10 protein-coding genes are annotated in these 13,054 nt (G+C 61.6%); 4 read left to right on the top strand and 6 right to left on the bottom strand.

Annotated elements, in window-relative coordinates; genetic code table 11:
• Positions 1 to 6: 6 nt before the first annotated feature.
• From ABD806_RS16695 to ABD806_RS16675, 5 genes are all read right to left on the bottom strand, one after another.
• The gene (locus ABD806_RS16695; protein ID WP_344959935.1) at positions 7 to 2,808 is read right to left on the bottom strand and encodes an FAD-binding and (Fe-S)-binding domain-containing protein; all 2,802 of its coding nucleotides are present in this window, start codon (positions 2,806 to 2,808) and stop codon (positions 7 to 9) included.
• Between the two features lie 85 nt (positions 2,809 to 2,893).
• Positions 2,894 to 3,547: a LutC/YkgG family protein gene (locus ABD806_RS16690; RefSeq protein WP_344959934.1), complete on the bottom strand. Its 654-nt coding sequence runs from the start codon at positions 3,545 to 3,547 to the stop codon at positions 2,894 to 2,896.
• A 1-nt stretch (position 3,548) separates the two neighbouring features.
• Positions 3,549 to 4,967 (bottom strand): LutB/LldF family L-lactate oxidation iron-sulfur protein, encoded by a 1,419-nt coding sequence (locus ABD806_RS16685; RefSeq protein ID WP_344959933.1) that lies wholly within the window; start codon positions 4,965 to 4,967, stop codon positions 3,549 to 3,551.
• On the bottom strand, positions 4,960 to 5,730 hold the full coding sequence (locus tag ABD806_RS16680; RefSeq protein WP_344959932.1) for a (Fe-S)-binding protein: 771 nt from the start codon (positions 5,728 to 5,730) through the stop codon (positions 4,960 to 4,962). The genes ABD806_RS16685 and ABD806_RS16680 overlap by 8 nt, the downstream gene beginning before the upstream one ends.
• A 178-nt stretch (positions 5,731 to 5,908) precedes the next feature.
• Positions 5,909 to 7,624, bottom strand: coding sequence for an L-lactate permease (locus ABD806_RS16675; protein ID WP_425583160.1), 1,716 nt, complete (start codon positions 7,622 to 7,624; stop codon positions 5,909 to 5,911).
• Positions 7,625 to 7,766: 142 nt separating this feature from the next.
• Here ABD806_RS16675 and ABD806_RS16670 point away from each other — a divergent pair, with 142 nt between their 5' ends.
• The 3 genes from ABD806_RS16670 (at position 7,767) to ABD806_RS16660 (ending at position 11,315) form a co-directional block, all read left to right on the top strand.
• A complete protein-coding gene (locus ABD806_RS16670; RefSeq protein ID WP_344959931.1) occupies positions 7,767 to 8,669 on the top strand; it encodes a LysR family transcriptional regulator in 903 nt (300 codons plus the stop codon).
• Positions 8,670 to 8,681: 12 nt separating this feature from the next.
• Positions 8,682 to 9,719: a Gfo/Idh/MocA family oxidoreductase gene (locus ABD806_RS16665; RefSeq protein WP_344959930.1), complete on the top strand. Its 1,038-nt coding sequence runs from the start codon at positions 8,682 to 8,684 to the stop codon at positions 9,717 to 9,719.
• Positions 9,720 to 9,872: 153 nt separating this feature from the next.
• Entirely contained in the window at positions 9,873 to 11,315 is a 1,443-nt protein-coding gene (locus ABD806_RS16660; protein ID WP_344959929.1) for a catalase, read from the top strand.
• A gap of 250 nt (positions 11,316 to 11,565) precedes the next feature.
• Here ABD806_RS16660 and ABD806_RS16655 read toward each other — a convergent pair whose 3' ends face one another.
• A complete protein-coding gene (locus tag ABD806_RS16655) occupies positions 11,566 to 11,778 on the bottom strand; it encodes a hypothetical protein (RefSeq protein ID WP_344959928.1) in 213 nt (70 codons plus the stop codon).
• Positions 11,779 to 12,013: 235 nt separating this feature from the next.
• On the opposite strand from ABD806_RS16655, the gene ABD806_RS16650 reads away from it, so the two are divergent.
• Positions 12,014 to 13,027, top strand: coding sequence for a TRAP transporter substrate-binding protein (locus tag ABD806_RS16650; protein ID WP_344959927.1), 1,014 nt, complete (start codon positions 12,014 to 12,016; stop codon positions 13,025 to 13,027).
• Positions 13,028 to 13,054: the final 27 nt, after the last annotated feature.

Here is a 13,054-nt window from a genome sequence, read left to right as displayed (position 1 = left end):
CTGGGGTTACCTGCTCGCATCATCCACCAGGTAGAGTATGGACTCGTAGTTGACACCGCTGTGGTGGCTGAGGCCGATTTCACAGGTACGGCTGTTGCTGATACCCCGGCTGCAACCGGCCGGTACCTGGGCCTTGAGCGGGCTCAGCGCCGCCGCATTCAGCTCGGGGGTGGTAAAGCCCTTGTCACCGGCAAAGCCGCAGCATTCGATATGCTCGGGTACCACCACCCGGGTGGCACAGCGGCGGGCCAGTTGCAGCATCTTGTCGGCCAGCCCCATCCGTCGGCTGCTGCAGGTTATATGCAGCAGCAGGGTTTCGTCGACAGCCTCCAGCTTGAGCCGGGAGGCGGCCTGTTCTAGCACAAAGGTCACCGGTTCATATACCTTGAGCGGCAGGCTGAAGCCTTCCTGGCTGCGTTGGGCACAGGGGCTGGTGTCCATCAGTACCGGCCATCTGCCCTGCTCCGATGCCTGCCAAAGGCTGGCTTCCAGTTCGGCGGTTTTCTGCCGGGAGATATCTTCCATGCCCTTGCTCTGATAGGGCATGCCGCAGCACAGCTGCTCCAGCCGGTCCGGCATGAGCACATCGAAACCGGCTTTTTCCAGTACCGACAGGGTCACCTCGGTCAGCGGGCGCCGGTCTCTGGCCTGGGGCGACTGGCCCAGGGTACGGCTGGCGCAGGAGGGGAAATACACCACCTTGGGCCTGCCCTGAGCCGAGCCGTGCGGTTGGTGGCGGTTGGCGGACGGCATTTCCGGCAGCCACAGCGGTACCTTGTTGTTGCTGAGGGTGCGCAGGCCGCTGTTCAGCCTGGTCATGGCGCTGTCACCCAGCACCTTATCGGCCAGCCGGCTCGCCGCCAGTCCCAGCCTGACCGCGCTGGTGGTGGAGGCGAAGTGCTCCGCGGTCCAGCGGGCGATGGGCTGGAATTTCTGGTAGCGCCGGGCGCGCAGCTTGCGCACCAGGGTACCGGTGTTGATGCCCACCGGGCAGCGTTGCTCACAGAGGCCGGTGGCGGCGCAGGTGTCCACTCCCTGATACTGGAATACCTGGTGCAGTGAGTCGTCTATGGGTCCGTCTGTTGCCTCCCGGCGTTGCAGTTCACGATAAAGTACGATGCGCTGGCGGGGGGTCAGGCTCAGGTCCCGGGACGGGCACACCGCCTCGCAGAAGCCGCATTCTATGCACTTGTCGACGATGTCGTCGGCGGCGGGCAGGGGTTTGAGATCTTTCAGATGGGCCTGGGGGTCGTCATTGAGGATCACCCCCGGATTGAGAATGCCATTGGGATCGAACAGCGCCTTGATCCGTTGCATCAGGGCATAGCCTTCCTTGCCCCATTCCAGTTCCACATAGGGCGCCATATTGCGGCCGGTGCCGTGCTCGGCCTTGAGCGAACCCTGGTAATCGACCGCCACCAGCCGGGCGACCGCATCCATGAAACCGCCGTAGCGTTTCAGCTCGGCCCGGGAATCGAAACCCTGGGTAAACACGAAATGCAGGTTTCCGGCCAGAGCATGGCCGAAGATGATGGCCTCGTCATAGCCGAACCGTTCAAACAGTTCGGTGAGTTGACGCACCGCCGGTGCCAATTGTTCCACGGGGAACGCCACGTCCTCGATGATTACGCTGGTCCCGGTCTCGCGTACCGCGCCCACCGCCGGGAACATCCCCTTGCGCATGGCCCAGAGGGTGGCGCAGGTGGTCCTGTCCTGGGTAAAGGGCACTTCGTTGCGTCGCCTGAAGCCGGCCACCGCCTGCATCGCCTGCTCGCACCGGGCCAGCAACTCGGCTTCGTTGCCGCCGTGTATTTCCACCAGCAGGGCCGAGGCTTCCAGATCCAGGTCTTTGATGAAATCCGGCATCCCCGCTTTGTCGGCGATGGAGCGCAGGGCCCGACCGTCCATCAATTCCACCGCGGCGACCTGGGTGTTGGCCAGGGCGGTGACCGCCAGGCAGGTGGTTTCTATCTCCGGATAGACCAGCAGGCAGGAGGCCTTGAAGGCATGGTCGGGCACGGTGTGATAGGTCACCTCGGCGATAAACCCCAGGGTACCCTCAGAGCCTATCATCAGGTGGCTGAGCATATCGAAGGGGTCTTCGAAGTCCACCAGCGCATTCAGGCTGTAGCCGGTGGTGTTCTTCAGCCGGTATTTATGGCGGATGCGCTCGGCCAGCTCGGGGTTGGCTTTCACTTCCTCGCTCAGCTGCCTGAGTCCGGCCAGCAGTGCCGGTTTTTGCTCGGCGAAGCGGGCCCGGCTTTGTTCATCCCGGGTATCCAGCCGGCTGCCGTCGGCCAGCACCAGGCTCAGGCCGGCCAGGGTGCGGTAGGAGTTCTGGGCCGTGCCGCAGCACATGCCGGAGGCATTGTTGGCGGCGATGCCGCCTATCTTGCAGCTGTTGATGGAGGCCGGATCCGGGCCTATCTTGCGCCCGAAAGGCGCCAGATAGCGGTTGGCATCGGCGCCGATCACCCCGGGTTGCAGGCTGATCCTGAGGCCGTCATCCAGGATCTGATGCCGGCGCCAGTCATCGGTGAGGGTGATCAGTACCGAGTCGGAGATAGCCTGGCCGGACAGGCTGGTGCCGGCGGCGCGGAAGGTGCAGTGAATGCGGTGCCGGCCGCACAACCGCAGCGTCCGTACCATCTCGTCCTGGCTTGCCAGGCGCAACACCATCCTGGGCAGCAGGCGATAGAAGCTGGCATCGGTGCCGTAGGCCAGGCACAGGGACGGGTCGGTGATAATGCGTGCTGCGGGCAGAAACTGCGCCAGTTCATCGGCCAGCAGGCGGTAACTCTGTTCCATCAGGCATCCTCTAGGAGCAATACTAAAAACTGTTTCGGGCCGTGGGCACCATAGGCCTGGGCCTGCTGCGTTAATTGGGCGGTCATCAGGCATCCTCCAGGATCAGCACCAGCAGCCGTTTCGGGCCGTGGGCGCCGTAGGCCAGGGTCTGCTGGATATCCGCCGTCTTGGAGGGGCCGGACACCAGCAGCAGGTTGGTGGGTATGCCCTTGGCCCAGCCCTGGTCGGCCATCATCGCCGGCAGGTTAGTATACAGGGTGGAAGCCTTGAGGATGGCGATATGGCTGGGCGGCACCAACGACAGGGTACGGGGTTCCGCCGGGCCCGGCCAGAGCACCAGGGTGCCGGTGGCGGCGATGGCACCGTGGCAGCCGGTGATGCCCGCATCAACCCGGTCGAACAGCTCGTCTTTCCATTGCTCCAGGGGTTGGTTAAAGGGCCGCTGTTCGGCACATCCGGCCAGCGCCCGGGTGATCTCGGCCAAAAACTCGCCGCCGGTGCCGGTGGCGATATGTTTGAGGGCGGCCTGCTCGATATGGGCCCTAAGGGTGGTCACCAGTTCGTGGCGGTTCAGCCTGAGCACCTCGGCATGGTTCTGCTCCAGCAGTTCGGTTAACTTGTCCAGCGGCTCGGCCGGGCTGTCCGGGTGCCAGAGCGGGTAGTCCGGGTTGTTGACCGGCAGTGGCTGGGCGCCAGCCTGGCGCAGCCGGTTGAGAATGGCGTTACGGGCAGTCGACATCTTATTTATTCCTCTCGGCCATCAGCACGCGCAGGGTCCTGGCGGCGGGTTTGGGGGCGGTGCGGCAACGGGTCCAGGGGCCCAGTTTGGCGGGGATCAGGCTGCGGCAACGGGTGGCGCACCAGCTCAGCAAGCGGTACAGGGCCGGCTTGCTGGTGAGCAGGCCGAAGCTGCGCCAGACGAAGGCTTCCAGCTTGCTCTTGGCCGCCCCCTGGCCGCGCAGGGCCGGTACGCCCGGGCGGGGCTCCTGTTTGGCCTCGCGGCGCAGCCGTTGCAGCAGGTGGGGGATGGGGATGCGCACCGGGCACACCTCGCCGCAGGCCCCGCACAGGCTGGAGGCGGTGGGCAGCTCCCGGGTGGCCTCCAGCCCCATCAGATGGGGCGAGATGATCTTGCCGATGGGGCCCGGGTAGACGGTGCCGTAGGCATGGCCGCCGATGCGGGTATAGACGGGGCAGTGGTTCATGCAGGCGCCGCAGCGAATGCACTGCAGGGTCTGGCGCATTTCTTCATCCACGAAGGCCTGGCTGCGGCCGTTGTCGAGCAGCACCAGGTGTACCTCTTTCGGGCCGTCCAGTTCGTCGTCCTTGCGCGGACCACTGATCATATTGAAGTAGGTGGTGATCGCCTGGCCGGTGGCGGAGCGGGTCAGGGCGCTGAACAGCGGCGGCACATCGGCCAGCAGCTCGACCACCTTTTCGATGCCGGTGACGGCGATATGCACCTCGGGCACCGTGGTGCACATGCGGCCGTTGCCTTCGTTTTCCACCAGGCAGAGGGTGCCGGTCTCGGCCACCGCGAAGTTGACCCCGGAGATGCCCACCTGGGCCTCGCGGAATTTCTGGCGCAGCACGTTACGGCCGGTCTGGATAAGCCGATCCACATCCAGGGTGTGCTCAAAGCCGGGCACATGCTCGGCGAACAGATCCGCCACCTGCCGTTTGTTCTTGTGGATGGCGGGCATGATGATGTGCGACGGCGTCTCGTCGCCGAGCTGGACGATATATTCGCCCATGTCGCTTTCCAGGCAGCTGATGCCTTCCTTGGTCAGCTGATGGTTGAGTTCGATTTCTTCGCTGACCATGGACTTGCCCTTGACCGCCAGGGTGCCGCCGTGGGACTGGATGATATCGGTGAAGATGGCATTGGCCTGGGCCGCATCCTCCGCCCAGTGCACCCGGATGCCGTTGGCGATGCAGTTGGCTTCCAGCTGCTCCAGCAGCGCGGGCAGCTTGCTCAGGCAACGCCTGCGGATGGCTTCGGCCCGGTCGCGGATGGCGGCTTCTTCGTCCGGGTCGGTGAAGGCGGCCTGGCGCTTGTCGCGCAGGTAATCCATGGCGCCGCGGAAGTTGGCGCGCAGCTCTTGATCGGCCAGCGCCGCCTCGGCCTGGGGATGGAACAGTTGGGGTTGGTTATGCATGATCGCCCTCCAGCCGGCCGAGCAGGAAGCTGGCCAGATGAATGCCCTTCATTTCCTGTTTCTGATATTCGAGGGCGCCGTTGATATTGAGCAGACAGCCCCAGTCGGCGCTGATCAGCTGGGCGGCCCTGGTGTCGTTTAGGTGTCGGGTCTTGTCCTGCACCATGGCTTCGCTGATCGCCGGGTGGCGCACCGAGAAGGTGCCGCCGAAGCCGCAGCACTCGCTCTCGTAGGCCTGCTCGCGCAGCTCCACCTGGTCGAGCTGGCTCAGCAGTTGGCGGCCGGTGACATGTACCTTCATCTCCCGGCGGGCGGCGCAGGAGGTATGCAGCACCACAGAGGTGGCCGGTCCCCGATCCTGCAGCCGGATGCGGCATACCCGCACCAGGAATTCGGTGAGTTCGAATACCCGATCACAGAATTGATTCACTTCCTGCTCATTTTTGCCGCCGGCGAACAGCCGGCGATAGTGATGATGCATCATGCCGCCGCAGGAGCCGGACAGCACTATCACCGGCCAGGGCTTGGGGAACAGCGCCATCTGGCTCAGAGCCGAGGTCTTGGCGTCATCCTCATAACCGGAGGAGTAGGCCGGCTGGCCGCAGCAGGTCTGCTTGGGCACATAGATGACCTCAACTCCGGCCAGTTCCAGCAGGCGGATGGCGTCCAGCCCGCTCTGGGGGGAAAACATGTCCACCAGGCAGGTGGCGTAGACGTACACCTTGTCCGGTTTGGCCGGATAGATGCGAATAGCGGACGACATAAGGCAATTCCTTTAAATAACACTACTTAGGATAGTGCGCCAGCAGTGAGGTCCTAACGCAGACTCGCCGTGAACCCTTCCCTGGGGGCTCCGCCGCGCCATCCCTGGCGCGGAGGGTCTGCTTATCGGTTCCTCACCGCTGTCCTGTCAGCCTTTACTGGCTGACAGACAATGCAAATCAAGACAACTTCAACAGCGGGTCCGACAACCCCAGACCATAGATGGCGACCAGGCCGATAATGCCGGTGGCGACCAGGTAGTAGAGGGTCGGCAGCGCCGTCTTGCGCAGCGTGGTGCCTTCCCGGCCCAGCAGGCCGACGGTGGCGGAGGCGGCGACCACGTTGTGGATGGCGATCATGTTGCCGGCGGCGGCGCCCACCGCCTGCAGCGCCACCATCAGCGCGGTGGACACGTTCAGGGTCTGGGCCACCTCGAACTGGAACTGGGAAAACATCATGTTGGAGACGGTGTTGGAGCCGGCGATAAAGGCCCCCAGGGCACCGATCACCGCGCTGATCGCCGGGAAGAATCCGCCCACCAGGTCGGCGGCAAAGTTGGCGGCCATCACCGGCATGCTGGCGATGTCGGCGCCGTTCACCCCGGAGTTGATAAAGATGCGCACCATGGGCACGGTAAACATCAGCACGAAGCCGGCACCGATCAGGGTCTTGGACGACTCCGCCACCGCCGGTATCAATGCCTTGATCGAGCGGCTCTGGGTCAGCGCCGCCACCAGCGAGACAAACACCAGTATGCCGCCGGGCAGGTACAGGGGCTGGATGCTGGCGCTGATGCCGGCTTCGCCGAGAATATCGCTGAAGGCGATGTTCCAGCCGGTGAGCAGGCCCTTGAAGCCGTCACTGGTCCGGCTCAGCACCAGCAGCACCGGCAACAGCAGATAGGGGAACCAGGCCAGGCCAAGGCCGATGGGTTTTTTCTGCAGATCTTCCTTGTGGATGGCGAGCGAACCCAGCCACTCGGCCGGCCAGTCTTTTTCTTCGGGAAATTCAAAGTGGGTCTTGGGCACCAGGAAGCCCTTGCGGGCGGCGGTAACCACTATCGCCAGGCCGGCCAGGCCGCCGACCAGGGAGGGAAATTCGGGACCCAAGAATACGCCGGTGAGGGCGTAGGGAATGGTGAAGGCCAGTCCGGCGAAGACGGCGAACGGTAGTATGTCCAGGCCTTCCTTCCAGCTTTTGTTGCGGCCGAAGAAGCGGGTCAGCATCATGCACATAAACAGCGGCATCAGGATGCCGACGATGCCGTGGATCACCGCCACATTGTCGGTGACGGTTTGCAGATAGGCACCCCAGCCGGAACCGGTTGCATTCAGGCTCTGATCGATGGCGCCATTATCCAGGCCGGTGGTGACGCCGACTATTATGGGGGTACCCACGGCACCGAAAGACACCGGGGTGCTCTGGATCATCATGCCCATCACCACCGCGGCGAGGGCCGGAAAGCCCAGCGCCACCATCAGCGGGGCGGCGACCGCGGCGGGGGTGCCGAAGCCGGAGGCGCCTTCGATAAAGCAGCCGAAGCACCAGGCGACGATGATGGCCTGGATGCGCCGGTCGGGAGAAATGGCGGTAAAGCCGTTGCGGATGGTGGTAATGGCACCGGTATGCTTTAAGGTATTAAGCAGCAGTATGGCGCCGAAGATGATCCACAGCAGCGACAGGGAAATGGCGAATCCCTGCAGGCTGGAGGCCAGTACCCGGGCCGGGCTCATCTCCCAGGTCATGAGGGCGATGATCAGGGTCAGGACAAAGGCCAGGGGCATGGCACGCTTGGCCGGCCATTGCAGGCCGACCAGCAGGATGGCGGCGAGCACTATGGGGGCAAACGCCAGCAGCGCCAGTAGGGTAGTATTGATCATAAGGGTTACTTCCATTGTTTAACCTGTGTCCCCACAGACACATCTAACTGTAGGGTATGAGTCGTCATCCTTGTGTTAAGGAGATGTAAGCTTAAAGCCTTACTTTTTGTGGATATATAGAGATAATGAAACTCATTGTTTCCAAAACTGGATAAATATGCCGAGAACCGATGACCTTATCCTGTTTGCCCAGGTGATCGAGCTGGGCTCGTTCAGCAAGGCGGCGGAAGCCAATGGCCTGACCAATTCGGTGGTCAGCAAACGTATCGCCCGGCTGGAGGAAGAGCTGGGCAGTACCCTGATCCACCGCTCCACCCGGCGGCTGACCCTGAGTGACGCGGGGCGGGTGCTGTATCAGCGCGCCCGACTGGTGGCCCAGTCGGCACAGGAGGCATTTGACGCCGTAACCGGCTACAGCCAGGCGCTGGAGGGACATATAAAGATGTCGGTGCCGACCATTTCCGGCGAGCTGTTGCTGGCGGCGGCGGTGGCCGAATTTTGTGATCTGCATCCGGCTATTTCGATCGATATGTCGTTGGAGAATCGTTTCGTCGACCTGATCGGGGAGGGCTATGATCTGGTGATCCGCACCGGTCACCTGGATGACTCCAACCTGATCGCCCGCCACATATTGGACTCCCGCTGGACCATCTGCGCCGCCCCCGCCTATATCGGCCGACGCGGCAAGCCCATGGTGCCGGGGGATTTACTCAAGCATAACTGCCTGATTTACAGTTATCAGGAAAGCGGTGCCCGGGACTGGCTGTTCAGCCGCCAGGAGGAGCTATATCCGCTGCGGGTCGGCGGCAACTTTTCCACCGATAATGCCGCCGCCCTGCGCCAGGCCGCCATCGCCGGCTACGGTCTGGCCTATGTGCCCCGTTGCCTGGTGTATCCGGATCTGCAGGCCGGCCGCCTGGTGGAGCTGCTGCCCCAACAGGTGGGCAAGGTGCTGGGCATCTATGCGGTCTATCCCTACAGCCGGCAGCCGCCGCGCAAGATAAAGCTGTTGATCGAGCATATCCGCACCCGCTACATGGATATCAAGCATTATTTCTGACGAGGATGTTTCATGATCAAAACCGCCGTGATTGGCTATGGTCAGTCGGCCAGTATTTTCCACCTGCCCTTTATCGATGCCCTGCCCGACTTCGAGCTGGTGGCCATCAGCAGCTCAAAGCCCGAAAAAGTGGCCAGGGACTGGCCGGAGATCAAGGTATATACCCGGGTGGACGAGATGCTCGCCCAGTCGGGCGCCGAACTGGTGGTGATCACGGCGCCGAACGAGGTGCACTACCAGCTGGGCCGCCAAGCGCTGGAGCTGGGCATGCATGTGGTGATGGAAAAGCCGATGGTGACCCAGCTTAATCAGGGGGTGGAGCTGATGCGGCTGGCGGCGGCACAGGGACTGTGCCTGATCCCGTTTCATAACCGCCGCTGGGACAGTGACTTCCTCACCATCAAGAAGCTGATCGCCGATGCGCGTCTGGGCACTATCCATGGCTTTGAATCCCACTTCGATCGCTTCCGTCCCACCCCCGGTCAGCGCTGGCGGGAGCAGCCCGGGGAAGGGGTGGGTTCCTGGTTTGATCTGGGCGCCCACCTAGTGGATCAGGTGCTGGTGCTGTTCGGCAAGCCGCTGGCGGTGACTGGCCGCTGCCTGGCGATGCGGCCGGGATCAAAGGTAACCGACTATTTCCATGTGCAGTTGCACTATAGCGATAAGGAGGTACTGCTGCATTCCAGCCCTTATCATCCCGGGCCGACCCTGCGCTTCAAGCTGCAGGGCGAGCTGGGTTGTTATATCAAGCGCGGTTTCGATCCCCAGGAAGAACGGCTGCGCGACGGCATAGTGCCCGATTCCCCCTTCCTGGCCAAGGAAGCCGAGACGGATTACGGCATGCTTTATTCCGACGCTGAGCCCGAGGTGATCGAGTCGGCGATTGGCGGCTATCGCTATTTTTATGATGCTACCGCCAGGGCCATTCGGGGCGAGGGAGCCGTGCCCGTCGCCATTCAGGATGCCCTGGACGGGCTGAATATCATCAAGCTGGCGATGCGAAGCTCGGAGCAGGGCAAGACCCTGCCGGTCGGCGCCACGACTTACTGAGTATTCGGATCAGGAGATATGAGACATCGCCCGATGGCCCAGATGCTGGCTTTTTAATCGGTTTTGTCTATTTATTTTAAAGATATAACGCATTTTTGCCCTGGCAACATCTGGTCTATTTTTGAAGGGTCATCTCACCAAGGACGTATTGCCATGAGCAAGCAAAGACCGACCCTGACCACCACCGCCGGCGCCCCCATCGCCGATAACCAGAACAGCCAGAGCGCCGGGCCGCGCGGCCCCCTGCTGCTGCAGGATTACCAACTGCTGGAAAAGCTGGCGCACCAGAACCGGGAGCGCATTCCCGAGCGCACCGTGCATGCCAAGGGCTGGGGTGCCTTCGGCACCCTGACCATCACCCAGGATATCGGCCGGTACAGCCGCGCCAAGCTGTTTGCCGGGGTAGGCAAACAGACTCCCATGCTGGCCCGCTTCTCGACCGTAGCCGGCGAGCAGGGTGCCGCCGATGCCGAGCGGGACGTGCGCGGCTTCGCACTCAAGTTCTATACCGAAGAGGGTAACTGGGATCTGGTGGGCAACAACACCCCGGTGTTCTTCATCCGCGATCCCTACAAGTTTCCCGATTTTATCCATACCCAGAAGCGCCATCCCAGGACCAACCTGCGTTCGGCCACCGCCATGTGGGACTTCTGGTCGCTGTCGCCCGAGTCGCTGCACCAGGTGACCATGCTGATGTCCGATCGGGGCCTGCCAACCGACGTTCGCCATATCAACGGCTACGGTTCCCATACCTTCAGCCTGCTCAATGCCGACAACGAACGGGTGTGGGTGAAGTTCCACTTCAAGACCCAGCAGGGCCATCAACACTGGACCAACGCCGAGGCGGAACTGGTGGTGGGCAAGAGCCGGGAAACCACCCAGGAGGATCTGTTCAACAGCATAGAGCAGGGGGACTTTCCCAAATGGACTATGTATATCCAGGTGATGACCGAAGCGCAGGCCAGGCAGACGCCCTATAATCCCTTCGATCTGACCAAGGTCTGGCCTCACGGCGATTTTCCGCTGATCGAGGTAGGGGTGATGGAACTCAACCGCAACCCGGAAAATTACTTCGCCGAAATAGAGCAGGCGGCGTTCAGCCCGTCCAATGTGGTGCCCGGCATCGGCTTCTCACCGGACAAGATGCTGCAGGCGCGCATCTTCTCCTATGCGGATGCCCACCGTTACCGCCTGGGCACCCACTACGAGGCGCTGCCGGTCAACCAGCCTCACTGTCCGGTGCATCATTATCATAAAGACGGCCCCATGCGTTTCTTTGCCAACAACCCCAACCCGGATGCCTACTACGAGCCCAACTCCTGCAACGGCCCGGCCCAGGATCCGCGATACGCGGAACCGCCGCTGCCCCTGGACGGTGATGCCGACCGCTATGATCACCGGGAAGGCAACGACGATTTCAGCCAGCCGCGGGCCTTGTTCGAGCTGTTCGACCATGGTCAGCAGGGCCGGCTGTTCGCCAATATCGCCGCGGCCATGGACGGGGTGCCCGATGAGATAGTCGAGCGTCAGCTGGCCCTGTTTGAGCGGGTGCATCCTGACTATGGCGCCGGGGTGCGCAAGGTTCTGGGGAAGTGAGCGATCACTGCAGGGTGTTCATTTAATCACGGGGCCTGGTGGCCCCTTGCTACCTAACTAGCTGTTCCGAATAGTAGCTCACTCGAGACAGCGACCGGATATCGCTACGCAGACCCTCTGTGCCAGGGTCGAAAAATGCTCCCGCATTTTCGACATTTCCGCCATCCCTGGCAGTCAGATGGTGCAGCGGAGCCCCTATGGGGCCGCGTAATTTATGCACAGTAACGGGATACACCCGAGAAACAGTGATTTAGGGTGACCAGTAGGTAAAGCAGGTCACGACCGCCAGTGCGGCGCTGACAAAATAGGCGACATTGACGCCTGATTGTTCATTGCCATTCAGCATCTTCATTAACCATCTCAGGATCCCTGCGCTGATCAGGTAATAAAAGGCGAAGGGGATGGCGAAGGTGGCCAGCCCAAACAGCATCTCCAATAACGTATCCATGTCTATAAGCATCATTCTATCCTCCCTGGACAATATTCATTTTAGTCGCTGGTTGGTTGTTTTTTAAACTGAATGGTGGGGTGGCACATTAATGCTCACCGGTGTTTACAAATTATTTTCATTTGGTTCTACTTCAGCGGGGTGGGTGGCCCTAATAAATGGCCGGCGCTGCCTTATGATCGCCGTTCGATTGGGTATCTGGCATAACAATAACGACGGCACCTCGAGCCGTGGTAAACGGGAGATTGTGATGAGTTTTAAGCAGGGGATCAGGGCATGGGGAGTGGCTGTATTGTGTCTGGCCACGCTGATAAGTACCGAGGCGGCAGCCCGGACCAAGCCTTTCAAGATGGCATTGGGTGACGGCGGTGGTAGCCCCCAGCAGGTCATGGGGCAGAAGTTTGTCGAGCTGCTGGAGCAGAAAACCGACGGTCGGCACGGTACCCTGATGTTTCTTAACGGCCAGCTGGGCGACGAGCAGAGCACCATCAACGATGCTTCCATGGGGCTGCTGGATTTCACCCTGGTGGCCATCAACAATGTGACGCCTTTCTCGCCCAGTGTGGGAGTGCTTACTCTACCTTACATGATGCAGAGCCTGGAGGATGCCATCGCCCTGACCCAGGGCGAGGTGGGCCAGCAGCTGGTGGCCAATACGGTGCGGGATGCCAATATTCGAATCATCGGCTGGACCTATACCGGCTTTCGGGCCTTGACCAACGCCAAGCGCCCGATCCACGAGCTGAGCGACCTCAAGGGCTTGAAGATGCGGGTGCCGGCCAATGACATCATGATCGACACCTATCGCGCCTGGGGCATCAACCCCACGCCCATGGCCTGGTCGGAGACCTTTACCGGCCTGCAGCTGGGCGTGGTCGATGGTCAGGACAACCCCTATATGACCATCTATGCCATGAAGTTCAGTGAGGTGCAGGATTATATCACCAATATTCGTTATCTGTTCTCGATTGAACCACTGATTGTCAGCGAAGAAGTGTTCCAGGCGCAGAGCGACGAGGTACAACAGGCGATACTCGCGGCGGGGCAGGAAGCGACGGAGTTCAGTGCCCGTTATCTGGTTGAGCAGGAAGATAAAATTCGTGCCGAGCTGGTCAGTCAGGGGATGGAGATTATCGAGCCGGCCAACGAGCGGGAATGGATGGACAGGGCCATCAGCCAGGTCTGGCCCAAGTACTACGACAGGCTGGGCGGGAAAGAGCAGCTGAATCGAATCCTGAAAACCTTGGGAAGGGATGAAATCTGAACGAGGCGGGCGGTCTGCCGACCGCCC

Origin of the sequence: Zobellella aerophila, from assembly GCF_039539325.1 — a bacterium.
Lineage (GTDB): Bacteria > Pseudomonadota > Gammaproteobacteria > Enterobacterales > Aeromonadaceae > Oceanimonas > Oceanimonas aerophila.
This window is presented reverse-complemented; position numbering and strand designations above follow the sequence as displayed.